Raw genomic sequence first — 24743 nt, 5'->3', positions numbered from 1 at the left:
GGGCGGCATTAATGGACGACTTGCCCATAGGGCCGATGCTCGCGGTAGTGGCCCTGCTGATTTTATGGTCGGGGCTGTTTACCGCCATCGAAGCTGCACAACAGCACTTGCTCGCCCAGCGGACCGCTTCGCGCTCGAGCGACAAGCCAGTGGCAAAGCTGAGCTTTGCGCTCAATAGCCTGATCTTCTGCAACACCCTGTGCCGCGCACTGGTCGTGGTCATCAGCACCTTGCTGGCGATTTTCACCTGGGCGGAAAACGGTCCATGGGTGGCCTGCCTGGGGGCTGGCGCCGTGCTTCTGGTGTTTGCCGACTACCTGCCGCGCACCCTCGCCGTCCGTTATCCGGATACAGTCCTGGCCCTGGGCAACACCTTGCTTGGCGCGCCACTGAAAATAATCTATCCCGTCGCCTGGCTGCTCAATGGCATAAGCCAGCTGCTGATGCGACCGTTCGCCCGCAAAGTCAACGTGGTGCAGCAGAGCGAAGACGAGGATCCGAACGATCGGCACGATGATCACGAACACGCCGCCTGCCGCCCACACCCGCTGTCAGGCATCCATGCGCTGGACAACATCACGGTCAACGACATTCTGGTGCCACGCAGTGACGTCGACGGGGTCAATCTGGACGACTCCCTCGAGGAAATCATTGAGCAGCTTCGCGCCAATAAACGCACACGCTTGCCGGTTTTCCACAGCGACATCAACCAGGTCGAGGCGGTGCTCAATACCCGGCAGATCCGCCATCTGCTGCCTGACGCCAGTCTGACCCGAGAAGCACTGCTGGCAGCCTGTCACGACCCCTACTTCGTGCCGGAAAGCACCCCGCTGCAACTGCAGCTGTTGAACTTCCACAAACAACAGCGACGCCTGGGCATGGTGGTCGACGAGTACGGCGAAGTGCTCGGCGTCGTGACTCTGGAAGACATTCTCGAAGAAATCGTCGGCGAGTTCGAAAGCCAGCACAGCCTGGATAACCCACACATCCACCCACAGGCCGATGGCCGCCTGGTGATCGAAGGGGCGGCGTCGATTCGCGAATTGAACAAGAGCCTGGGCTGGCACTTGCCGAGCGACGGTCCGAAAACCCTCAACGGGTTGGTGACGGAGGCGCTGGAGACGATTCCGGACAGCGCGGTATGCCTGAAGATCGGGCGCTATCGGCTGGAGATTCTGGAGACGGAAGACAATCGCGTCAGTCGCGTACTGATCTGGCATACCAGTTCGACGCCTGCGATTGCCTCTATCCGTTAGATAGTTAAAAGATCTATGCCCTTGTTCGATCGATAGCCGCCTTCCTATAATCGAGCCGCTTACCCAAGCCCCGCCGCACCACGTGCTTACCCCGCACGCAGCTGGTCCGGCCAGACCATCGGCAATATCCGCACCACACCGACGACTGTTCCTACCTTGAACAGCGGCCGCGCCTCACTCCCACATCCCTGGGTGTTCGACCATAATAATTCGCTCCACTGGGGCACATGACTGTCAGGGATAACCGCATGACGACCAGCACGACTTATAACGACACCGCGCCTGCGCAACCGACGAACTCCGCCACCCGCGTGGCGACCGCGAGTTTCATCGGCACCGCCATCGAGTTCTACGACTTCTACGTCTATGCCACTGCCGCTGCGCTGGTGATCGGTCCGGTATTCTTTCCGCAGACCTCCGGCACGGCCCAGATGCTGTCGGCGTTCCTCACCTTCGGCATCGCCTTCCTGGCTCGACCGCTGGGCTCGGCACTTTTCGGCCACTTCGGTGACCGCATCGGGCGAAAATCAACGCTGGTTGCCTCGCTGTTGCTAATGGGCGTGTGCACCACGCTGATCGGCGTGCTCCCGGGATACGACAGCATCGGGGCCTGGGCGCCGATCCTGCTCTGCGTGCTGCGCTTCGGCCAGGGCCTGGGACTCGGCGGTGAATGGGGTGGCGCGGCGCTGCTGGCGACGGAGAATGCACCGAAGGGCAAACGCGCCTGGTTCGGCATGTTCCCGCAGCTTGGCCCCTCGATCGGCTTCCTTGCGGCCAACGGCCTGTTTCTTACGCTGGCCATGACCCTGAACGACGAGCAGTTCCGCTCGTGGGGCTGGCGGATTCCGTTCCTGCTCAGTGCCGCGCTGGTGATGGTGGGTCTGTACGTGCGCCTGAAGCTTCACGAAACCCCGGTGTTTGCCAACGCAATGGCTCGCCAGGAGCGGGTGAAGATCCCGCTGGTCGAGTTGCTCAGCCAATACTGGGCGCCGATGTTGCTGGGGGCTGGGTCGATGGTGGTGTGCTACGCGCTTTTCTATATTTCGACGGTGTTTTCGCTGAGCTATGGCGTGTCGACGCTCGGCTACACCCGCGAGACTTTCCTCGCGCTGCTGTGCTTCGCCGTGCTGTTCATGGCCGCCGCTACGCCGCTGTCGGCCTGGGCCAGTGATCGATACGGGCGCAAACCGGTGCTGATCATCGGCGGTGTGCTGGCGATTCTGTCCGGCTTCCTGATGGAGCCGCTGCTGACCCAAGGTTCGACCTGGGGCGTGGCACTGTTCCTGTGCATCGAGCTGTTTCTGATGGGCGTGACGTTTGCGCCGATGGGCGCGCTGCTGCCGGAGCTGTTTCCAACCCACGTGCGTTATACCGGTGCGTCGGCGGCCTACAATCTGGGCGGCATTGTCGGGGCCTCGGCAGCGCCGTTCTTCGCACAGAAGCTGGTGGCGATGGGTGGTTTGAGTTATGTCGGCGGGTATGTGTCAGGGGCGGCGGTGCTGAGTTTGATTGCTGTGCTGTGCCTGAAGGAAACGCGCAATAACGATCTGAATCGGGTGGCTTAAAAAGCAAGAGCATCGCGAGCAGGCTCACTCCCACAGGGGGACCGCATTCTGTCAGAAAGAACGCGGCCCCCCTGTGGGAGTGAGCCTGCTCGCGATAGCCGTGCCTCGGTTTACAGCTCGACCACGACAGCCTGAGCAGCACGGGTCGCCTTGGCACGAGCGGCTTCGATGGATTCATCACGCGCCAACGCCACACCCATCCGACGCTGACCATTCACCTCAGGCTTGCCGAACAGACGCAACGCCGTATCCGGCTCACTCAACGCCGCACCGAGATTGGCGAAAGCCGTCTGAGTCGACTGCCCTTCCACCAGAATCACCGCCGAAGCCGATGGACCGAACTGACGGATCAATGGAATCGGCAGGCCCAGAATCGCCCGTGCGTGCAGCGCAAACTGCGACAGGTCCTGGGAAATCAACGTCACCAGACCGGTGTCATGTGGACGCGGCGAGACTTCGCTGAACCAGACCTGATCACCTTTGATGAACAGCTCAACACCAAACAGACCACGGCCACCCAAGGCTTCAGTGACGGCTTTGGCAACGCGCTCGGATTCGGCCAGGGCAATCGGGCTCATGGCTTGTGGCTGCCAGGATTCCTGATAGTCGCCCTTCTCCTGACGGTGACCCACTGGCGCGCAGAACGTCGTGCCGCCCACGTGACGCACGGTCAACAGGGTGATTTCGTAGTCGAAGTCGATAAAGCCTTCGATGATCACGCGGCCTTTACCGGCACGGCCGCCTTCTTGAGCGTAATCCCAGGCTTTCTGCACGTCATCGACGCTACGCAGCAGGCTCTGGCCTTTGCCCGACGAGCTCATCACCGGTTTAACCACACATGGGAAGCCGAGGTCTTCGACAGCCTTGCTGTAATCCTCAAAGGTGTCGGCGAAGTGGTACGGCGAGGTCGGCAGGTCCAGCTCTTCGGCGGCCAGGCGACGGATGCCTTCGCGGTTCATGGTCAGCTGTGCGGCACGCGCGGTCGGGATCACGGTGAAGCCTTCGGCTTCCAGCTCCACGAGGGTCGCGGTGGCAATGGCTTCGATTTCCGGCACGATGAAATGCGGCTTTTCGGCTTCGATCACCGCACGCAGGGCGGCGCCGTCGAGCATGTTGATCACATGGCTGCGATGGGCTACTTGCATGGCCGGGGCATTGGCGTAGCGATCCACGGCAATCACTTCAACGCCCAGGCGTTGCAGCTCGATCACCACTTCCTTGCCCAACTCGCCACAGCCACACAGTAATACGCGGGTCGCGGTTGGCGACAATGGAGTTCCGATACGGGTCATCTCAGGTCCTCAAGAAGCGGATCATCGAGGGTCGCGGCGCCTTGCACGCGTCCCATGGGGAGAAAGCGCGGCATTTTACATGAACCGAGGGGTTTGGCTTCAGCTGACGACGGCCTGCTTGCGCAAGCGCCAGGCCATGATCAACCACACGGCGGTCACGCCGGCGAACTTCGAGCCCATGGCGGTGAGGATCACGCCTGGAGTGAACGCATCGATCATGCCGAAGAAAATGAAGGTATCGAGAGGAATGCTCAGGGCCGAACTTATCCACAGGCGGTCGTGCAAGGGACGCTTAGTGATGCTGAACACCAGCCAATCGATGCATTCGGACACCGCGAACGCCGTGGCGCTGGCCAGCGCGATGGAGGGATCGGACGTCACGTAGGACAACACCAGCGCTGCCAGCATCGCCGCGATCGCGCCATGGCCGAAACGGGTTTGCACCATGTCGCGCAAAACGAACACCAAACCACCCCAGGCCGACCAGATGATGTCCAGGTGCGGGGCGGTGGAAAAGGCGAAGTTGATCAGCACGACGCTGCTGATGTAAGCAATCAGGAAGAACATGGGGCGACGGGATACCTGTCAATTTGGCGCACAGGGTACCGTAGGAGCTGACGAGTGCAACGAGGCTGCGATCTTTTGACGTTGTTTTTTAGAGGCAAGATCAAAAGATCGCAGCCTCGTTGCACTCGTCAGCTCCTACAGGTTTGGAGTTTTGCCGATCATCCAGAGTATCCCGCTAGACTTGGCCCGCTCATGACACAACCCCAACACCGTGCGGCGCTCGTCGTTGCTCATCCGGCTCCAGCGGGTGATCTCTTCCACCGTGCGCTGACACCCGGTGCAAATGTCATCGTCGTCCAACGCGCAAATGTTCACGCAGGGCGATAGCACCGGCCGTTCAGTGGCGCTCATTCTTCCTGCTCAACCAGATCGCGGGCATAACGTTGCGAGTTATGCACATAGTGAGCAGCGCTGGCCTCCAGCATTTTTTTCTGCGGCTCGGTCAGCTCGCGCACCACTTTGCCGGGGGAGCCCATGACCAGCGAACCGTCTGGAATCTCCTTGCCCTCACCAATCAGGGAGTTGGCGCCGATGATGCAGTTCTTGCCGATTTTCGCGCCGTTGAGGATCACCGCGTTAATCCCGATCAAGCTGTAATCGCCCACCGTGCAGCCATGAAGCATGGCGTTATGGCCGATGGTCACGCCGGTGCCGATGGTCAGCGGGTAGCCCATGTCGGTGTGCATCACCGTGCCGTCCTGGACGTTGCTGTTCTTGCCGATCAGGATCAGTTCGTTGTCGCCACGCAGCACAGCGTTGAACCAGACGTTGGCGCCCTCTTCCAGTTTGACCTTGCCCACCAGCACGGCATTGGGTGCGACCCAGCTCTGCGGATGGGTTTCGACGCGGGCGTCGCCCAGGCGATATTTCATCTTATTGTCCTCAAGGCCAGGCTGGCTCACTTGCAAAAAGCGGGTTCACGCCATACGGGCGATGGCTTCAGGTATTGATAAACGTCTTGGGTGGCTGGTGCAGGCTGATTTTGGCGTCATAGAGCAGGTTGATCAACTCGACGATCATAATCGCCGTCAGGCCCCAGATTTTGTACTCGCCATAGCGATAGCTCGGCACGTACCAACTGCGACCCTGGTAATCGATGCGATGGGTGTGTTCACGCGGATCCTTGCGGAAGAACTCCAGGGGCACGCTGAACACCGCAGCGATTTCGGCGTCGTTCGCCAGGTATTCGACAAAATCCGGAATCACACCAACATAGGGCGTGACCTTGATGCCGTGCAGGGAAATCAGCGGGCTCAGCGGGCCGATCACTTCGACCAGCCCCGGCGGCAGGCCGATTTCTTCTTCGGCTTCGCGCAGGGCGGTGAAAATAAGGTCCGGGTCTTCAGGGTCGCGTCGCCCGCCGGGAAAAGCGACTTCGCCGCCATGGGTCGAGAGCCCGCTGGCGCGCAGGGTCAGAACCAGTTCCGGCTCGTCACTGCGGGTGATGGGGACCAGTACCGCGGCCTCAGGGAAACGCTTGTCGGTTTCCATTGTGCGTGGGGTGTGGTTGCTTACTCGATGCAGTAGCTCGTCCAGCATGAGTCTTCTCGATTTGTTCTCTACCTCGCATCATGCACCAATCGAACCGACCGCCCAACCCCATAACCGCTGCATGTCGCTAAACGACAACTTGCCGACAGACACCGCCGCACGCCAAGATAGGCGCAGCATTCAGGAACCCAAGCATGAAATTTTGCAGTCAGTGCGGCAACCCGGTGACCCAGCGCATTCCAGAGGGCGATTCGCGCCTGCGTTTTGTCTGTGACAGCTGTCAGGCGATTCACTATCAGAACCCCAATATCGTCGCCGGTTGCGTGGCGACCTGGGGCTCGAAGGTCTTGTTGTGCCGACGCGCCATCGAGCCTCGGCTCGGTTATTGGACCCTGCCCGCCGGCTTCATGGAAAACGGTGAAACCATCGAGCAGGCGGCCATTCGCGAGACGGCCGAAGAAGCCTGCGCGCGGGTGCGCAACCTGAGCATCTATACGTTGATCGACGTGCCGCACATCAGCCAGGTGCATGTGTTCTTCCGTGCCGAGCTGGTGGACCTGGACTTTGCCGCGGGTCCCGAGAGCCTGGAAGTACAGCTTTTCGAAGAAGCCGACATCCCTTGGTCCGAGCTGGCTTTCCGCACGGTGGGCCGTACCTTAGAATGCTTCTTCGCTGACCGGCAGACCGAGGTCTACCCCGTGCGGTCCGAGTCGATCCCGCCGCTTGCACAACCTGCCATTACTTGATTTAAATTCGGAACCTCTGCAAGCCGCTAAAAGATCGCCGCCTGCGGCAGCTCCTGCAAAAACACCTATAACTATTAATATAGTCGCGACACCTCTTAGGGATATCGTTTCAATGCGCTGGTTGCTTGCCGTGTTTTGCTTGTCGTTCGTCGCTGTCTCCCAGGCTTCCGTCGCTGAAACCCTGGACGGCAGAGTCATCGAAAAAATCCTGGTGCTCAAATCCGCCCACCAATTGCAATTGATCAATGACGGCAAGCCGCTCAAGACCTATCGCATCTCATTGGGAAAAAGACCCGTCGGCCCGAAACTCATGGAAGGCGACAAACGCACGCCTGAAGGTTTCTATTGGCTGGACTGGCGCAAGGTCAGCGATAAATTCAATCTGGCGATGCACATCTCCTACCCGAACATCAGTGACTCCGCGCGCTCCCGGCGTGAAGGCGTCGAACCCGGTGGCATGATCATGATCCACGGCACCCCGGACACCGAAGAAAACCCCGAAGACCTGTTCCACACGCTGGACTGGACCGACGGCTGCATTGCCATGCGCAACATGGACATGCGCGAGGTTTGGGGTTTGGTGCCGGACGGCACGATGATCGAAATCCGCCCGTAATCCCCCTCCTATGATCGTTCCCACGCTCTGCGTGGGAACGATCAATTGGCTACCTTCGGTCGCCATCGAAAAAATAAATTCAAAAGATCGCGGCCTTCGGCAGCGCCTACCGGGTAGATACCAATTCCCCGTGTAAGAGCTGCCGCAAGCTGCGATCTTTGCGTTCAAAATCCCCACCTCTAATACCACTTCAAACCAGCAACCCTATTGCCAATCAATCAGGGCAGGCTTTCCCGCGCCAACAGCAAAGTGGTCTCATTGACATGGTATTTAAGTGGTATTAGGTTTCACCCCACCACCGAGCGACAACAATCCTATATCCGCATCGGACCAAACCTACATGAATGACCTCCAGGCCCTACGTCCTGACGACACCCAGCCCACGCCGTTGTACCTGCAACTGGCGCGCAATCTGGAAGCGGCGATCCATGCCGGCCAGTGGAAAGCCGAACAGGCCATGCCGTCGGAGCGCAACCTCAGCGAAATGCTGGGCATCTCCCGGGTCACTGCACGCAAAGCGCTGGAAGTTCTGTTCGAGCAAGGCCTGATCCGACGCAACCAGGGTTCCGGCACCTTTATCACCCCACGCCTGGAACAACCGCTGTCGCGCCTCTCGGGTTTCAGCGAAATGCTGCGGTTGAAAGGCTTCGTTCCCGGCTCGCAATGGCTGGAGCGTGAAATCACTCCGCCGACCCACGAAGAACTGATCCGCCTGGGCCTCTCACCGAACGACAAGGTCGCGCGGCTCAAGCGTCTGCGTAAAGCCGACGACACGGTGATGGCGATCGAGATGAGCACCCTGCCCGCCTCGATCATTCCCAAGCCGCAAGCTGTGGGCGACTCCCTGTACGAATACCTCGACGGCATCGGCAAGCCGATCGTCCGCGCCCTGCAGCACATTCAGGCGATCAACGCCTCGGATGAATTCGCCGCCCTGGTGGGCATCGCCCCCGGCACCGCCATGCTGCTGATGACCCGGGTCGGTTACCTGGAAGACAACACGCCGATCGAAGTCACCGACACCTATTGCCGCAACGACTACTACGACTTTGTCGCAGAGCTTCGTAGATAAAGAGCTCCGTCGATAAAGAGCTTCGTTAAACGAGCAAACGAGAACCGATCATGTCCGAAGACAACATCCTCACCGCCCACGGCTGGGTTCGCGGCCGGCTGATTCACGAACATGGCAAGGTCGTGTCGATCGAAGGCCAACCGTGCGATCCGGCCGACAATGACCTGCCTTACCTGCTGCCGGGTTTCATCGACCTGCACGTTCATGGCGGCGGCGGAAAAGACATCATGGAAGGTGCGCCAGCCTTCGAGACCATCACCAAAACCCACGTGCGTTTCGGCACGACCTCACTGCTGGCGACCACCATGACCGCGCCGCCTGCAGAAATTTCCAGCGTGCTCAAAGCCGTCGGCGAATATTGTCTACAGCGCCCGAAAGGCAGCGCCCGAGTCCTCGGCGTGCACCTCGAAGGCCCGTACATCAACCCCGGCAAACTCGGCGCCCAACCGAATTTCGCACACACCGCGTTGATGGCCGAAGTCGAAGAATATCTGGCACTGGCGCCGATCCGAGTGATCACCATCGCCCCGGAAATCGCCGGCCACGACGCCTTGATCCGTGACCTCAGCGCTCGCGGTGTGCGGATGCAAATCGGCCACACCCTCGGCAGCTACGAGGAAGGCGTTGCCGCGCTGAACGCCGGCGCCAGCAGCTTCACTCACCTCTACAACGCCATGAGCCCGCTGCATCACCGCGAGCCAGGCATCGTCGGCGCGGCACTGGCTCACGCCAAATACGCCGAGTTGATTCCGGACTTGCTACACGTGCACCCCGGCGCCATCCGTGTGGCCCTGCGCTCAATCCCGTGTCTGTATTGCGTCACCGATTCCACCGCCGCCGCCGGCATGCCCGACGGTGAGTACAAGCTCGGCAGCCACACCGTGACCAAATGCCTGGGCGGTGTGCGCTTGCCCGACGGCACGCTGGCCGGCAGCACGCTGACCATGGATCAGGCCTTGCGCAATCTGGTGAAGATCGGTTTGCCGATCGCCGAGGCCTCGCAACGTCTTTCGCAATTCCCCGCCGACTATCTCGGCCTCAACGAACGCGGGCGCCTGCAACCCGGCAGCTGGGCCGACTGCGTGCGGCTCGATCGCTCACTCACATTGACCGCCGTCATGGTCGAAGGAGAAGACATTGACTTCAAAAATGCTTGAAGAGGCGCTGTCCTCGTTCGAGGCCGTGCAAGCCCAATTGCAGCAACTCGACCCGCAGATGATCGAGATCGCCGGGCGCCTGCGCCGTCAGCCACCGCAGGTGGCAATGACCGTCGCTCGCGGTAGCTCCGATCATGCCGCCAGTTACTTCGCCTACCTGACCATGCAGCAGTTGGGCTTCCCGGTGGCGTCGTTGCCGATGTCGGTGGTGACCATGCTGCAAGCGCCGCTGAAGGTCAGCGGCCAAGTGGCGTTCGCCTTTTCGCAGTCCGGGCAAAGTCCCGATCTGGTGAACAGCATGCGTCTGCTGCGCAAGCGCGGCGCCCTGAGCATCTCGATGGTCAACGCCGAGAGTTCGCCGCTGGAGGCCGCGTGTGAGTTCAGCCTGCCGCTGTGTGCCGGCACCGAAAGCAGCGTCGCCGCGACCAAGAGTTTTATCGCCACCCTCAGCGCCAGCGCCCGTCTGATCGCCCACTGGAAAGAGGACACGCCATTGCTGGAGGCCGGCCTCGCACTGCCGGAAGGTTTGCGCGAGGCGGCAAAACAGGACTGGAGCCTGGCCATCGATGTCCTGCGTAATTGCCAACGCCTGATGGTGATTGGCCGTGGCGCCGGTTTCGCCATCGCCCAGGAAGCCGCGTTGAAATTCAAGGAAACCTCGGCGATCCAGGCTGAAGCCTTCAGCAGCGCCGAGGTCCGTCACGGCCCGATGGCGTTGATCGACGAAAATTATCCACTGCTGATCTTCGCCCCTCGCGGCGCCGAGCAAGCCGGTTTGCTGAGCCTCGCCGCCGACATGCGCCAGCGCGGTGCCCGCGTATTGCTGGCCGCACCGGATGACGTTGCCGAACGCGACCTCACCCTGACCCGCGCCGAGCACCCGGCCCTCGACCCGATTCTGGCCATCCAGAGTTTCTACGTCATGGCCGCCGGTTTGGCCGTCGCACGAGGCATGGACCCGGACCAGCCGCGTCACTTGAGCAAAGTGACGCGCACGCACTGAATCAAATGACAAATGCATCCCCTGCAGGAGCTGTCGAGTGAAACGAGGCTGCGATCTTTTGACGTTGATTTTCAAAGGCAAGATCAAAAGATCGCAGCCTCGTTTCACTTGACAGCTCCTGCAAAGGGCAGGCGAGTTGATCCGAATTTTTAATGAGACCGAGCCATGCACAACAATAATAAAGAGCTGACCCTCAGCGCCCCGCTCAGCGGCCCGGTGCTCACGCTCGCCAAAGTCCCGGACCCGGTGTTCGCCAGCGGCGCCATGGGCGACGGGATCGCCATCGACCCGCTGAACGACACCCTCCACGCCCCGTGCGCCGGTGTCGTGGTGCACGTCGCGCGCACCGGCCACGCCGTTACCTTGCGCGCCGACAACGGCGCCGAATTGCTGCTGCACCTGGGCCTCGACACGGTCGAGTTGCAGGGTGAAGGCTTCTCGATGCTGGTCAAGGAAGGTGCGCGGGTCAGCAATGGCCAGCCGCTGTTGCGCTACGACCTGGACAAGGTCGCGCAGCAGTGCAAAAGCCTGGTCAGCCTGATGATCCTGACCAACAGCCAGGACTTTCAGGCGCGACCAATCACGCTAAAGTCGGTGAAAGTTGGCGAGCCATTGCTGCACATCATTCGTCGGCACGCGTCGGGTGCGCAGGCTGAAGCGGAGCTCTCCGGGGAAGAAATTCATGGCTACGTTCGCATCGCCCATCGCGGCGGGCTGCATGCTCGTCCGGCAGCGCTGATCCGTCAGACAGCGCAAGGCTTCAAGAGCAAATCGCAGCTGCATTTCGCCGGTAAATCGGCGACCTGTGACAGCTTGATCGGGCTGATGGGTTTGGCCGTCGGCGAGCAGGACGAGGTTCAGGTCAGCTGCCAAGGGCCGGACGCCGAAGCCGCGTTGCAAGCGTTGCTGATCGCGTTATCCACAGCGCTGGCCGAAGACAGCCACGCCGCCGCGCCGACACCGATTGCCCGACGTACTCGAGCTGCCGAAGCGGGCGTGCTGCACGGTGTTTGTGCAGCCCCCGGTTTGGTTGGCGGGCCGTTGTTCCGCTTGACCGCAATCAGCCTGCCGGTGGACGCCGGCAACCATGATCCCGAGCAACAACTGCAAACCCTCGACACCGCGCTGACCGTTGTGCGCAGCGAAATCGACCACACGCTGGCCCAAGCCAGGAAACATAAAAACACCGACGAAGAAGCGATCTTCGCCGCGCACCTCGCCTTGCTCGAAGACCCGGCGCTGCTGAACGCTGCGAACACTTCCATCGACCAGGGCATGGCCGCAACCCACGCCTGGAGCCAATCGATCGACGTGCAGTGCGAGGTTCTCCAGCAACTCGGCAGCCCGCTGTTGGCCGAACGTGCCAACGATCTGCGCGACCTCAAACAACGCGTGCTGCGTGCCCTGCTCGGCGAAACCTGGCACTACGACGTGCCGGCCGGCGCCATCGTCGCCGCGCATGAACTGACGCCGTCCGATCTGCTGCAACTCAGTCAGCAAGGTGTCGCCGGGTTGTGCATGGCCGAGGGCGGCGCGACTTCCCACGTGGCGATTCTCGCGCGTGGCAAAGGCTTGCCATGCATGGTTGCACTGGGCTCGACATTGCTGGATCAGCAGCAAGGCCAAGCGGTCGTGCTGGATGCCGATGGCGGTCGCCTCGAACTGATGCCAAGTGCCGAACGATTGGCCGACGTGCATCAGGCGCAACTCGATCATCAACAGCGCCGCGCCGAGCAACAGGCTCAGGCTCACACCCCGGCGCTGACGCTCGACGGTTTGCAGATTGAAGTCGCCGCCAATGTGGCCTCCAGCGCTGAAGCGGCTGATGCCTTGGCCAATGGCGCCGACGGCGTCGGCTTGCTGCGTACCGAGTTTCTGTTTGTGGATCGCAACACCGCACCGGACGAAGAGGAACAGCGCGTTGCTTATCAAGCCGTGCTCGACGCCATGGGCGACAAGTCGGTGATCATTCGCACTATCGACGTTGGCGGCGACAAACAACTCGACTATTTGCCGCTGCCGGCTGAGGCCAATCCCGTGCTTGGCCTGCGCGGCATTCGCCTGGCTCAGGTCCGTCCGGAAATCCTCGATCAGCAACTGCGCGCCTTGCTGCATGTCAGCCCGCTTTCGCGTTGCCGGATCCTGTTGCCGATGGTGACCGAAGTCGATGAGTTGCTGCACATCCGCCAACGCCTCGACGCGTTGTGCTCTGAACTCGGTGTGAGTGAGCGCCCTGAGTTAGGCGTGATGATCGAAGTCCCCGCCGCCGCACTGCTGGCCGAGCAACTGGCCGAACACGCGGACTTCCTGTCGATCGGCACCAACGACTTGTCGCAATACACCCTGGCCATGGACCGCGACCACGCTGGCCTCGCTTCGCGGGTCGACGCCATGCACCCGGCATTGCTGCGATTGATCGCCCATACCTGCGCCGGTGCTGCGGTGCATAACCGTTGGGTCGGTGTCTGCGGCGCGCTTGCCTCCGATCCACTGGCCACGCCGGTACTGATCGGCCTGGGCGTCAGCGAGTTGTCGGTCAGCCCGGTGCAGATCGGTGAAATCAAGGACCGCGTCCGCCACCTCGACGCGAGCGAATGCCGACGCCTCTGCCAGGGCCTGCTCAGTTTGAGCAGCGCCGCGGCTGTGCGTCACGCCTGTCACCAGCAATGGCCTCTGAGCTGAAAACAACAAGAATCCACGGAGATCCGCCATGTACCACTACTTCATCGAAGGCCTGCAACGCCTCGGCCGCGCGCTGATGCTGCCGATCGCGATCCTGCCGATCGCCGGCCTGTTGCTGCGCCTGGGCGACACCGACCTGCTGAACATCGCGATCATCCACGACGCCGGCCAAGTCATCTTCGCCAACCTGGCGATGATCTTCGCCATCGGCATCGCAGTCGGTTTCGCCAAGGACAACAACGGCACCGCAGGCCTGGCCGGGGTGATTGGCTACCTGGTGATGATCTCCACCCTCAAGGTGCTCGACGCGAGCATCAACATGGGCATGCTCGCCGGGATCGTCAGCGGCTTGATGGCGGGCGCGCTGTACAACCGTTTCAAGGACATCAAACTGCCGGAGTACCTGGCATTCTTTGGCGGCCGGCGCTTCGTGCCGATTGTCACCGGGTTCGCCGCCGTCGGCCTGGGTGTCATCTTTGGCTTTATCTGGCCGCCCATCCAACACGGGATCAACAGCTTCGGCACGTTGATGATGGAAAGCGGCAGCTTCGGCGCGTTCGTCTTTGGCGTTTTCAACCGCCTGCTGATCGTCACCGGGCTGCACCACATCCTCAACAACATGGCGTGGTTCGTCTTCGGCAACTTCACTGATCCGACCACCGGCGCCATCGTCACCGGCGACCTGTCGCGCTACTTCGCGGGTGACCCGAAAGGCGGCCAGTTCATGACCGGCATGTTCCCGATGATGATCTTCGGCCTGCCCGCCGCGTGCCTGGCGATGTACCGCAATGCGTTGCCGGAACGCCGCAAGGTCATGGGCGGGATCTTTCTGTCGATGGCGCTGACGTCATTTTTGACGGGTGTCACTGAGCCGATCGAATTCGCCTTCATGTTCCTCGCGCCACTGCTTTATCTCGTGCATGCGTTGCTGACCGGGCTGTCGATGGCGATCACCAACCTGTTGAATATCCATCTCGGGTTTACGTTTTCCGGTGGTTTGATCGACATGATTCTCGGCTGGGGAAAATCCACTAACGGCTGGTTGATGGTACCGGTCGGCCTGGCGTATGCGGTGATCTACTACGTGGTGTTTGATTTCTGCATTCGTCGGTTCAACTTGAAAACGCCGGGGCGAGAAGATGTTCTGAATGGCGACAAAGTAGTCGTCGCCGAGAATGAACGGGCCGGGGCTTACATCAAGGCGCTGGGTGGTGCGCAGAATTTGATCACCGTGGGTGCGTGCACCACCCGGTTGCGGCTGGACATGGTGGATCGCAACAAGGCAAACGATGCGGAGTTGAAAGCGCTGGGTGCGATGGCGGTTGTGCGTCCGGGCAAGGGTGGGAGTTTGCAGGTAGTGGTCGGGCCGATGGCGGACAGCATTGCCGATGAGATTCGCTTGGCGATGCCTGCATTGGGGCGCGCGATCATTTCCTCCCCCGCTGCGGTGATCGATGCGCCGCAACCTGCGGCGGTGGCGAATCCAGAAGCACAGCAATGGTTGAATGCGTTGGGCGGTAGCGAGAACGTATTGCAGATGGATTGCATCGCCATGACCCGGATTCGATTGCAACTGGCGGATGGCAAGGCGTTGTCGGAGTGTGATCTGAAGACGCTGGGGTGCCAGGGTGTCAGTCAGTTGGACGGTGGGGTTTGGCACCTGTTGGTTGGCGACAAGGCATCGAGTTTGAATGATGCACTGGAGGCGTTGGTGAATCGCAGTGAGGTGAGTGCCAAGGTTTAGATTGTTGGCGCCTGACAGGCCGCCTTCGCGAGCAGGCTCGCTCCCACATTGGAACTGTGTACACCAAACCATTGTGGGAGCGAGCCTGCTCGCGAAGGGGCCCTCCCGGGCAATAAAAAACCCGCTGAAATCACTTCAGCGGGTTTCTCATTTCAGCGGCAGGCAGATCAGAAATCTTCCAACCGCCACACCTCATAAGCCGGTGTCTCGTAGGGATGACTCTGCTTCAGAGCCATCACCACAGCGCGAATCAACTCGTCGCTGACCACAAGCTCAACCTTCCATTCCTCAACCTGCTCGACCTGCCCCGCTTCCCCAATGAACGGCTGACTGCCGTCCAACGGGCGAAACTGGCCGAGGCCGAGCACTTGCCAGGCGCAATGGTCGTACGCGCCGATCCGTCCGCCACCGGCGGCGAATACGGCACTTTTCACGTCTTCGACGTGACTGGTTGGAACAAAAAAACTGAGCTTGTACACAGCGCTTAGTTCACCCGCTCTTAATTTACCCGCTCTTAGTTCACCCAGACGCGCGCATTACGGAACATACGCATCCAGGGTGCGTCTTCGTTCCAGTCTTCCGAACGCCACGAGTTCTGCACGGCGCGGAACACACGCTCCGGGTGAGGCATCATGATCGTTACGCGACCGTCGCGGCTGGTCAAACCGGTGATCCCGCGCGGCGAGCCGTTCGGGTTGGCCGGGTAGTTTTCGGTGACCTTGCCGTGGTTGTCGACGAAACGCATCGCCACGCAACCCGACAGATCGGCTTCCAGCAACGCTTCTTCGCTGGCGAACTCGGCATGACCTTCACCGTGAGCAATAGCGATCGGCATACGCGAACCGGCCATGCCTTGCAGGAAGATCGAGTTCGATTCCTGGACCTGAACCATCGCCACACGGGCTTCGAACTGCTCGGAACGGTTACGCACAAAGTGCGGCCAGAACTCGCTGCCCGGGATCAGCTCGTGCAGGTTGGACATCATCTGGCAACCGTTGCATACGCCGAGGGTGAAGCTGTCGTTACGTTCGAAGAAGCCCTGGAACGCATCGCGTGCACGGCTGTTGAACAGCGCAGACTTGGCCCAGCCTTCGCCTGCACCCAGTACGTCGCCGTAGGAGAAACCACCGCAAGCGACCAGACCTTTGAACTCGTTCAGGTCGACACGGCCGGCCAGAATGTCGCTCATGTGCACGTCGATCGCGTTGAAACCGGCGCGGTCGAACGCGGCCGCCATTTCCACCTGACCGTTGACGCCCTGCTCACGCAGTACGGCAACCTGTGGGCGGATGCCTTTCTTGATGTAAGGCGCGGCGACGTCCTGGTTGACGTCGTAGCTCAGCTTGACGCTCAGGCCCGGGTTGTCTTCTTGCAGCAGCACGTCGAACTCTTGTTCGGCGCAGTCGGCGTTATCACGCAGACGCTGGATCTGGTAGCTGGTTTCAGCCCATGTACGCTGCAGCAGACGACGCTGACCTTCGAACACGGTTTCGCCGTTGAAGGTGATGTTGATCTGGCCGTTGTTCATCGGCTGACCGATCACCGACACGCACTCGCCCAGGCCAGCAGCGCTGAACTGCGCGAGGATGTCTGGAGTAGCGTCCTGGCGAACCTGGATCACGGCGCCCAGTTCTTCGTTGAACAGGATCGCGGCGATGTCGGCGGAGGTTTCTGCCAGACCGTCGAGGTTCAGGCTCAGTCCGCAGTGACCGGCGAAGGCCATTTCCACAACGCTGGTCAACAGACCACCGTCGGAACGGTCGTGGTAAGCCAGCAGGTGACCGTCGGCGTTGAGGCCCTGGATCACGGCGAAGAAGGCTTTGAGATCTTCGGCATCGTCGACGTCCGGCGCTTGCGAGCCGAGCTTGCCGTGAACCTGGGCCAGGATCGAGGCGCCCATGCGGTTCTGGCCACGGCCCAGATCGATCAGGATCAGGTCGGTGGTGCCTTTGTTCATGCGCAGTTCCGGCGTCAGGGTCTGACGGATGTCAGCCACAGGCGCAAAACCGGTCACGATCAGGGACATCGGCGAGGTCACGGTCTTGTCGACGCCTTCGTCGTTCCAGCGGGTGGCCATGGACATGGAGTCCTTGCCCACCGGAATGGTAATGCCCAGGTCCGGGCACAGTTCCATGCCGACTGCTTTCACGGTGTCGTACAGACGCGCGTCTTCGCCCGGGTGACCGGCAGCGGACATCCAGTTGGCCGACAGTTTGATGTCGGAGATCTTGTTGATGCGCGAAGCCGCGATGTTGGTCAGGGTTTCGCCGATGGCCATGCGGCCCGACGCCGGAGCGTCCAGCAGAGCCAGCGGAGTGCGCTCGCCCATGGCCATGGCTTCACCGGTGTACACATCGAAGCTGGTGGCGGTGACGGCAACGTCGGCTACCGGAACCTGCCATGGGCCGACCATCTGATCACGGGCCACGAGGCCGGTGATGGTGCGGTCGCCGATGGTGATCAGGAAGCTTTTGCTGGCCACGGCCGGGTGATGCAGAACGCGTTCGACGCAGTCTGCGATCTCCAGGGTCGACGGATCGAAATCGTCGCCCATTTCGTTTTCGCGAACGGCCGAACGGTGCATGCGCGGAGCTTTGCCCAGCAGCACTTCCAGTGGCATGTCCACTGGGCTGTTGCCGAAGTGACTGTCGGTGACCGTCAGTTGCGGTTCGGCAGTGGCTTCGCCGACGACGGCAAACGGGCAACGCTCACGTTCGCAGATCGCCTGGAAGCGTTCGAAGTCAGCCGGGCCGACCGCCAGAACGTAGCGTTCCTGGGATTCGTTACTCCAGATTTCGTGCGGGGCCATGCCCGGCTCGTCGTTTGGAATGTTGCGCAGTTCGAAGCGACCGCCACGGTTGCCATCGTTGACCAGTTCCGGGAAGGCGTTGGACAGACCGCCCGCGCCGACGTCGTGGATGAAGCTGATCGGGTTGTGCTCACCCAACTGCCAGCAACGGTCGATGACTTCCTGGCAGCGACGTTCCATTTCCGGGTTTTCGCGCTGTACGGAAGCGAAGTCCAGGTCTGCCGAGCTGGTGCCGGTGGCCATGGAGGAAGCTGCGCCGCCGCCCAGGCCGATGAGCATGGCCGGGCCGCCGAGGACGATCAGCTTGGAGCCGACGGTGATCTCGCCTTTCTGTACGTGTTCGGCACGGATGTTACCCATACCGCCGGCCAGCATGATCGGCTTGTGGTAGCCGCGAACTTCGTCGCCACGCGGGGTGGTGATCGACTGTTCGAAGGTACGGAAGTAACCGGTCAGGGCCGGACGACCGAATTCGTTGTTGAATGCGGCGCCACCCAGTGGGCCTTCGATCATGATGTCCAGCGCGGTAACGATGCGCTCAGGCTTGCCGTACGGCACTTCCCATGGCTGTTCGAAGCCCGGGATTTGCAGGTTGGACACGGTAAAACCGGTCAGGCCAGCCTTTGGCTTGGCACCGCGACCGGTGGCACCTTCGTCGCGGATCTCGCCACCGGAACCGGTGGACGCGCCCGGGAACGGGGCAATCGCGGTCGGGTGGTTGTGCGTTTCGACTTTCATCAGGATGTGCACCGGTTCCTGCACCGCGCCGTACTGGCGGGTTTCAGGGTCCGGGAAGAAACGGCCGGCGACGTTACCGACGATCACCGAAGCGTTGTCCTTATAAGCCGACAGAACGCCTTCGCTGTGCATCACGTAGGTGTTCTTGATCATGCCGAACAGGCTTTTTTCCTGGCTCTGACCGTCGATGTCCCAACTGGCGTTGAAGATCTTGTGACGGCAGTGCTCGGAGTTCGCCTGGGCGAACATCATCAGTTCGATGTCGTGCGGGTTGCGCTTCAAGCCGACGAAGGCGTCGACCAGGTAGTCGATTTCGTCTTCGGCCAGGGCCAGGCCCAGCTCGGTGTTGGCTTTTTCCAGCGCGGCGCGGCCGCCACCCAACACGTCGATCGCGGTCAGCGGCTTCGGTTCGGCGTGGCTGAACAGGCCGGCGGCTTGTTCAAGGTTACCGAGGACGATCTGGGTCATGCGGTCGTGCAGTGCATCGGAGATCAGCTGCGCTTCGGCGTCGCTGAACTGGCCGGCGACGTAGAACGCGATGCCGCGCTCCAGGCGCTGGATTTTGCTCAGGCCGCAGTTGCGAGCGATGTCGCTGGCTTTACTGGACCATGGCGAGATGGTGCCGAATCGCGGCAACACCAGGAACAGACGACCGGTCGGCTCTTGTACCGGAACACTTGGGCCGTACTTCAGAAGGCGCGCGAGCACCTGCTGTTCGTCGCCGGTCAGGACGCCGGTAACTTCGGCGAAGTGAGCGAATTCAGCATACAAGCCACTGACAGCCGGAACTTTCTGGCTCAGTTGCTCAAGGAGTTTGCTGTGGCGAAAGGCAGAAAGGGCAGGAGCGCCGCGCAGGATCAACATCTTCGGGACAGCCTCGGGAAGGGGTGTGCTTTGAGGCCGTGCATTCTAGCCTAAACGGGCCGCGACATCACCCGAAACGGTACGGGCGGCTGCACCCGAGTGTCGGGCCGGGTGTCCGGACATTAAACAGGCGCACACTGAGCGTTATTTTTTCTGTCACAAAATGCTGCGCGGGCCCATTCCTGCGGGCTCCGGAGCGGTTTTCAATTGCCTAGCAGACAAGCCCTTCGCTGTCGAGATATGGCGCTCGTGGTCCTTTGCGTATACTGCGCAGATGTTTTCCCCAACGGCTTTGCGTCCGCGGTTCGCCAAATGGCTGATCGCAACCGGACTCTTCCTGGTGCTCAGTGGCTGTGTTGATAAACCCAACACGCTGGAGCGCGTAAAGGAGGATGGCGTGCTGCGGGTGGTTACCCGAAACAGCCCTGCCACCTACTTTCAGGATCGCAACGGTGAAACCGGCTTCGAATACGAGCTGGTGAAGCGCTTCGCCGACGATCTAGGGGTGGAACTCAAAATCGAAACCGCCGACAACCTCGACGACCTGTTTAATCAGGTGGGCAAACCCAATGGCCCGGTGCTGGCTGCTGCCGGCCTGGTCAGCAGCGACAAACGCAAACAACAGGTGCGGTTTTCTCACTCCTATCTCGAAGTCACCCCACAGATCATCTATCGCAACGGCCAATCGCGGCCGACCGACGCGAAGGATCTGGTGGGCAAGAAGATCATGGTGCTCAAGGGCAGCACCCACGCCGAGCAATTGGCGGAGCTGAAAAAGAAATTTCCCGGCATTGAATACGAAGAGTCCGACGCCGTTGAAGTCGTCGACTTGCTGCGGATGGTCGATGAAGGCCAGATCGATCTAACCCTGGTCGATTCAAACGAAGTCGCGATGAACCAGGTCTACTTCCCCAACATACAAGTGGCCTTCGACCTCGGTGATGCCAGCAACCAGAGCTGGGCGGTGGCCGCTGGCGACGACAACAGCTTGCTCAACGAGATCAACGACTACCTCGACAAGGTGAAGAAAAACGGCACCTTGCAACGCCTCAAAGACCGCTATTACGGGCACGTCGACGTACTGGGTTACATGGGCGCCACCACCTTCGCCCAACACTTGCAGCAACGCCTGCCCAAATACGAACAGCACTTCAAGGCGTACGCCAAGAAAGAGAAAGTCGATTGGCGCCTGCTGGCCGCGATCGGCTATCAGGAATCGCTATGGCAAGCGGCCGTCACATCGAAGACCGGCGTGCGCGGCCTGATGATGCTGACCCAGAACACTGCGCAGGCCATGGGAGTCTCCAACCGACTGGACCCCAAGCAAAGCATCATGGGTGGCGCCAAGTACCTGGCCTACATGAAGGATCAGCTGGATGAGTCGATCCAGGAGCCGGATCGCACATGGTTTGCACTGGCGGCCTACAACGTTGGCAGCGGTCACCTGGATGACGCGCGCAAACTGGCGGCCAAGGAAGGACTGAACCCGGACAAGTGGCTGGACGTGAAAAAGATCCTGCCACGGCTGTCCGAGAAGAAGTGGTTCAGCAAAACCCGTTACGGCTACGCCCGTGGCGGCGAACCCGTTCACTTCGTGGCGAACATCCGCCGCTACTACGACATCCTGACGTGGGTGACGCAGCCGCAGCTGGAAGGCAATCAGGTCGCCGAGGGCAACCTGCATGTGCCGGGGGTCGACAAGACCAAGCCGAACCTGGAAACCCCGCCGCTTTAATCCGGGCAACCAAAATCAAATGTGGGAGCGAGCCTGCTCGCGAAAGCGGTGTGTCAGTCGACATTAACTTTGACTGGTACACCGCTTTCGCGAGCAGGCTCGCACACATTGGTTTTGCGTACGGCTTAGGCTTTTGCGGCGGCCAGGATCAGTGCTTTCATTTCAGACACCGCCGACTTGAACCCGACGAACAACGCATGAGCCACCAGCGCGTGACCGATGTTCAGTTCGTTGATGCCTTTGATCGCTGCTACAGCTTCAACGTTGTGATAGTGCAGACCGTGACCGGCATTGACGATCAAACCTTGAGCCAGACCAAACGCCACGCCATCCGCCACACGCTTGAGCTCTTCAGCCACTTCGGTTGGCGTCTCGGCATCGGCATAACGGCCGGTATGCAGCTCGATGGCGGGCGCGCCGACACGACGGGACGCTTCGATCTGCCGCTCGTCAGCATCAATGAACAGCGACACTTCACAGCCGATTTTCGCCAGGCGATCCACCGCAGCCTTGATCCGCGCTTCCTGCCCCGCCACGTCCAGACCACCCTCGGTCGTCAGCTCCTGACGGGTTTCCGGCACCAGGCAAATGTGCGCCGGACGAATGCGCTCGGCGAACGCCATCATCTCTTCGGTGACGCCCATTTCGAAGTTCATGCGGGTTTGCAGCACATCCTTGAGCAGCAACACGTCGCGTTCCTGAATGTGCCGACGGTCTTCGCGCAGGTGCACGGTAATGCCGTCAGCGCCCGCCTCTTCCGCGTCCAGTGCTGCCTTGACCGGATCCGGATAGCGCGTGCCCCGGGCCTGACGCAGGGTGGCAACATGGTCGATGTTCACGCCAAGAAGAATGCGATTGCTGGTGGTCACGGAAGCGCTCCTGAAAATGGAAAAGTTCGGCGCACAGCATACCCTACGGCTTGCGAAACAACTCGCGACTCACCAAGGGACGACCGCCCAGATGAACGGCCAGTGCCTGGCGCATCAATCGCTTGGCTGCCGATAGCGCGCCAGGGGCAGACCAATCTGCATCGGCCATGGCCAACAGCTCGGTGCCGTTGAACAGACCGGGTTGCAGCAGGTAGACCCGTTCGAGCCCCGCATCCACTTGCAGACGGTAGAGACCGTCCGGCGCGATGGGATCGCCATGGATGTCGGCGGTCAAGGCGAAGCCGTAACCAAGATCATCGAGCAGCCGCCACTCGAAGGAACGCAACAACGGTTCCAGCGGACGACCTTCGGCCAGCGCAAGCAGGGTCGCGGCGTAGTGATCAAATACAGCGGGATGCGGGTCTTCGGACGGCAACAGCCGAATCAACAGCTCATTGAGGTAGAGACCGCTGAACAGCGCCTCACCATTGAGCCAGGTGGAGACGCCAGCGCTTTCCATGCGACCGACGTTCTTCAATTCACCACGCCCACGGAACTCGACTTCCAGCGGCACGAACGGTCGTGCCAACGTCCCGGCCTTGCCCCGAGCACTGCGCAACACCGCCCGCAGCCGACCTTGCGGCGTGAGGAAATCCACCAGCGCGCTGCTTTCGCGGTAGGCGCGGCTGTGGAGCACGAAGGCGGGCTGGCCGATGGGAGGGGTTTGGGACATGGAAGTCAGGGTTCTCAATGAACGAGCACAGCTTTATAAACTACCCAAAACCAATGTGGGAGCGAGCCTGCTCGCGAAAGCGGTGTGACAGTCAACAATAATGCTGAATGTTACATCCTCTTCGCGAGCAGGCTCGCTCCCACAGTGGATCTATGTGCTGCCAGACGATTTACAGGTCGCCGTAACCCAGCGAACGCAAGGCGCGTTCATCGTCGGACCAGCCGCCTTTCACCTTGACCCAGAGGTTGAGCATGATCTTGGAGTCGAACAGCAACTCCATGTCCTTGCGTGCCTCGGTGCCGATGCGCTTGATCCGCTCGCCCTTGTCGCCAATGATGATTTTCTTCTGGCCGTCGCGCTCAACGAGGATCAAGGCATGGATGTGCAGGGTTTTGCCCTGCTGCTTGAACTCTTCGATTTCGACGGTGATCTGGTACGGCAGCTCGGCGCCCATCTGGCGCATGATTTTCTCGCGTACCAGTTCAGCGGCGAGGAAGCGGCTGCTGCGGTCGGTGATCTGGTCTTCCGGGAAGAAGTGATCGTTTTCCGGCAGGTAACCGGCAATCACGCGCTCCAGCGTTTCGAGGTTATGCCCGTGCTGGGCCGAGATCGGCATGATCTGCGCGTTCGGCAACTGTTCCTGCAACCAGGTCAGGTGCGGCATCAGCTCGGCTTTATCTTCGATGCGGTCAGTCTTGTTCAGCGCCACGATCAGCGGGCCGGTCACGTATTGAACGCGCTCGAGGACCATCTGGTCTTCGTCGGTCCACTTGGTGCGGTCAACCACGAAAATCACCACGTCGACGTCTTTCAACGCTGCCGAAGCGGTCTTGTTCATGTAGCGGTTCAGGGCTTTCTCGCCACCTTTGTGCATGCCGGGGGTGTCGACGTAGATCGCCTGCACGGCGCCTTCGGTCTTGATGCCGAGCATGTTGTGGCGAGTGGTCTGAGGCTTGCGCGAGGTGATCGCCAGCTTCTGACCGAGGATGTGGTTCAGCAGCGTGGACTTGCCCACGTTGGGACGGCCGACGATGGCGACATAGCCACAGCGAGTTGCAGTTGAATCAGTCATGGCCATTCTCCACGCCCAGGGCAATCAGTGCTGCAGCGGCCGCTACCTGTTCGGCAATACGACGGCTCACACCCTGACCTCGGCTTTTTTCATTCAGTAAGGTGATTTCACATTCGACGAAGAACGTCCGGCAATGCGGCTCACCCTGGATATCCACCACTTCGTAACGCGGCAGCTCACAGCCCCGCGACTGCAGAAACTCTTGCAGGCGGGTTTTTGGATCTTTGTTGGTGTCGACCAGCGTCAGGCCTTCGAACTCCCCGGCCAGCCAGGCCAGTACGCGCTCGCGTGCCATGTCCATGCCGGCATCCAGGTAGATCGCACCAATCAGCGCTTCAAGGGCATCGGCCAGAATCGACTCGCGACGGAACCCGCCGCTTTTCAATTCGCCGGAACCCAGGCGCAGGTATTCGCCCAGATCGAAACCGCGAGCCAGTACGGCCAGGGTCTCGCCTTTCACCAGGCGTGCGCGCAAGCGCGACAACTGACCTTCGCGGGCCAGCGGGAAGCGATCGAACAGCGCCTCGCCAGCAACGAAGTTAAGGATGGCATCACCGAGGAACTCCAGGCGTTCGTTGTTACGCCCGGCAAAGCTGCGGTGAGTCAGGGCCAGGACCATCAATTCCTGATCCTTGAAGGTGTAGCCGAGCTGACGCTCGAGACGGCTTAAGGAGACGCTCACGGTTTACCCACGCTGAGTTCGTGGTTGGGTTCCACCGCCATCGCCGTGAT

Annotated in this window: 21 protein-coding genes; 10 read left to right on the top strand and 11 right to left on the bottom strand. The window is 60.7% G+C overall.

Annotated features, from left to right (window positions below; genetic code table 11):
* Positions 1-11 precede the first annotated feature (11 nt).
* Together JFU47_RS22900 and JFU47_RS22895 are read left to right on the top strand one after the other, a co-directional pair.
* The gene (locus tag JFU47_RS22900) at positions 12-1256 is read left to right on the top strand and encodes a transporter associated domain-containing protein (RefSeq protein ID WP_201185849.1); all 1245 of its coding nucleotides are present in this window, start codon (positions 12-14) and stop codon (positions 1254-1256) included.
* Positions 1257-1504: 248 nt separating this feature from the next.
* Positions 1505-2821, top strand: coding sequence for an MFS transporter (locus JFU47_RS22895; protein ID WP_033056397.1), 1317 nt, complete (start codon positions 1505-1507; stop codon positions 2819-2821).
* Positions 2822-2931: 110 nt separating this feature from the next.
* On the opposite strand, the gene purT is transcribed toward JFU47_RS22895, so the two are convergent.
* From purT to JFU47_RS22870, 5 genes are all read right to left on the bottom strand, one after another.
* Positions 2932-4113: a formate-dependent phosphoribosylglycinamide formyltransferase gene (gene purT, locus JFU47_RS22890; RefSeq protein ID WP_201185845.1), complete on the bottom strand. Its 1182-nt coding sequence runs from the start codon at positions 4111-4113 to the stop codon at positions 2932-2934.
* 99 nt (positions 4114-4212) lie between these two features.
* Positions 4213-4680 carry a preQ0 transporter gene (locus tag JFU47_RS22885; RefSeq protein WP_140677754.1) on the bottom strand — a complete coding sequence of 156 codons (468 nt, stop codon included), beginning with the start codon at positions 4678-4680 and terminating at the stop codon, positions 4213-4215.
* A 135-nt stretch (positions 4681-4815) separates the two neighbouring features.
* A complete protein-coding gene (locus JFU47_RS22880; RefSeq protein ID WP_201185844.1) occupies positions 4816-5031 on the bottom strand; it encodes a DUF1289 domain-containing protein in 216 nt (71 codons plus the stop codon).
* Positions 5028-5552 (bottom strand): gamma carbonic anhydrase family protein, encoded by a 525-nt coding sequence (locus tag JFU47_RS22875; RefSeq protein ID WP_007954617.1) that lies wholly within the window; start codon positions 5550-5552, stop codon positions 5028-5030. Before JFU47_RS22875 ends, JFU47_RS22880 begins: the two co-directional genes overlap by 4 nt.
* Before the next feature lie 67 nt (positions 5553-5619).
* Positions 5620-6219 carry a CoA pyrophosphatase gene (locus JFU47_RS22870; protein WP_123365740.1) on the bottom strand — a complete coding sequence of 200 codons (600 nt, stop codon included), beginning with the start codon at positions 6217-6219 and terminating at the stop codon, positions 5620-5622.
* Positions 6220-6365: 146 nt separating this feature from the next.
* Here JFU47_RS22870 and JFU47_RS22865 point away from each other — a divergent pair, with 146 nt between their 5' ends.
* The 7 genes from JFU47_RS22865 to nagE all read left to right on the top strand — a co-directional run bounded on the left by JFU47_RS22865 (position 6366) and on the right by nagE (position 15191).
* A complete protein-coding gene (locus JFU47_RS22865; RefSeq protein WP_140677758.1) occupies positions 6366-6917 on the top strand; it encodes an NUDIX hydrolase in 552 nt (183 codons plus the stop codon).
* A gap of 112 nt (positions 6918-7029) precedes the next feature.
* Positions 7030-7533 carry a L,D-transpeptidase family protein gene (locus tag JFU47_RS22860; RefSeq protein WP_123365738.1) on the top strand — a complete coding sequence of 168 codons (504 nt, stop codon included), beginning with the start codon at positions 7030-7032 and terminating at the stop codon, positions 7531-7533.
* A gap of 340 nt (positions 7534-7873) precedes the next feature.
* On the top strand, positions 7874-8605 hold the full coding sequence (locus JFU47_RS22855; RefSeq protein WP_008151596.1) for a GntR family transcriptional regulator: 732 nt from the start codon (positions 7874-7876) through the stop codon (positions 8603-8605).
* Between the two features lie 50 nt (positions 8606-8655).
* Positions 8656-9762, top strand: a complete 1107-nt coding sequence (gene nagA, locus JFU47_RS22850; protein WP_201185843.1) for an N-acetylglucosamine-6-phosphate deacetylase — start codon at positions 8656-8658, stop codon at positions 9760-9762.
* On the top strand, positions 9743-10765 hold the full coding sequence (locus JFU47_RS22845) for an SIS domain-containing protein (RefSeq protein ID WP_140892631.1): 1023 nt from the start codon (positions 9743-9745) through the stop codon (positions 10763-10765). Before nagA ends, JFU47_RS22845 begins: the two co-directional genes overlap by 20 nt.
* A gap of 165 nt (positions 10766-10930) precedes the next feature.
* Positions 10931-13447, top strand: a complete 2517-nt coding sequence (gene ptsP / locus JFU47_RS22840) for a phosphoenolpyruvate--protein phosphotransferase (protein ID WP_201185841.1) — start codon at positions 10931-10933, stop codon at positions 13445-13447.
* Positions 13448-13475: 28 nt separating this feature from the next.
* Positions 13476-15191, top strand: a complete 1716-nt coding sequence (gene nagE, locus JFU47_RS22835; RefSeq protein WP_201185840.1) for an N-acetylglucosamine-specific PTS transporter subunit IIBC — start codon at positions 13476-13478, stop codon at positions 15189-15191.
* Between the two features lie 167 nt (positions 15192-15358).
* Here nagE and JFU47_RS22830 read toward each other — a convergent pair whose 3' ends face one another.
* On the bottom strand, positions 15359-15670 hold the full coding sequence (locus JFU47_RS22830) for a Nif3-like dinuclear metal center hexameric protein (protein WP_150654755.1): 312 nt from the start codon (positions 15668-15670) through the stop codon (positions 15359-15361).
* 35 nt (positions 15671-15705) lie between these two features.
* Positions 15706-19602 carry a phosphoribosylformylglycinamidine synthase gene (purL, locus tag JFU47_RS22825; RefSeq protein WP_201185839.1) on the bottom strand — a complete coding sequence of 1299 codons (3897 nt, stop codon included), beginning with the start codon at positions 19600-19602 and terminating at the stop codon, positions 15706-15708.
* A gap of 274 nt (positions 19603-19876) precedes the next feature.
* Between purL and mltF the strand changes: the two genes are divergently transcribed.
* On the top strand, positions 19877-21337 hold the full coding sequence (gene mltF, locus JFU47_RS22820; protein WP_123365731.1) for a membrane-bound lytic murein transglycosylase MltF: 1461 nt from the start codon (positions 19877-19879) through the stop codon (positions 21335-21337).
* A 125-nt stretch (positions 21338-21462) separates the two neighbouring features.
* Here the strand turns inward: mltF and pdxJ are convergent, their stop codons facing one another.
* The 4 genes from pdxJ to rnc all read right to left on the bottom strand — a co-directional run bounded on the left by pdxJ (position 21463) and on the right by rnc (position 24693).
* Entirely contained in the window at positions 21463-22206 is a 744-nt protein-coding gene (gene pdxJ / locus JFU47_RS22815; protein WP_192345530.1) for a pyridoxine 5'-phosphate synthase, read from the bottom strand.
* A gap of 43 nt (positions 22207-22249) precedes the next feature.
* Positions 22250-22939, bottom strand: coding sequence for a DNA repair protein RecO (gene recO / locus JFU47_RS22810; protein ID WP_201185838.1), 690 nt, complete (start codon positions 22937-22939; stop codon positions 22250-22252).
* Positions 22940-23108: 169 nt separating this feature from the next.
* Entirely contained in the window at positions 23109-24011 is a 903-nt protein-coding gene (gene era / locus JFU47_RS22805) for a GTPase Era (RefSeq protein WP_008151577.1), read from the bottom strand.
* Positions 24004-24693 carry a ribonuclease III gene (rnc, locus tag JFU47_RS22800; protein ID WP_033053426.1) on the bottom strand — a complete coding sequence of 230 codons (690 nt, stop codon included), beginning with the start codon at positions 24691-24693 and terminating at the stop codon, positions 24004-24006. Before rnc ends, era begins: the two co-directional genes overlap by 8 nt.
* Between the last annotated feature and the right edge of the window lie 50 nt (positions 24694-24743).

Source organism: Pseudomonas sp. TH39(2020) (assembly GCF_016650715.1).
GTDB classification, from domain to species: Bacteria; Pseudomonadota; Gammaproteobacteria; order Pseudomonadales; family Pseudomonadaceae; genus Aquipseudomonas; species Aquipseudomonas mandelii_C.
Note: the sequence above shows the minus strand (reverse complement) of the source record. Positions and strands in the feature narration are given on the sequence as shown.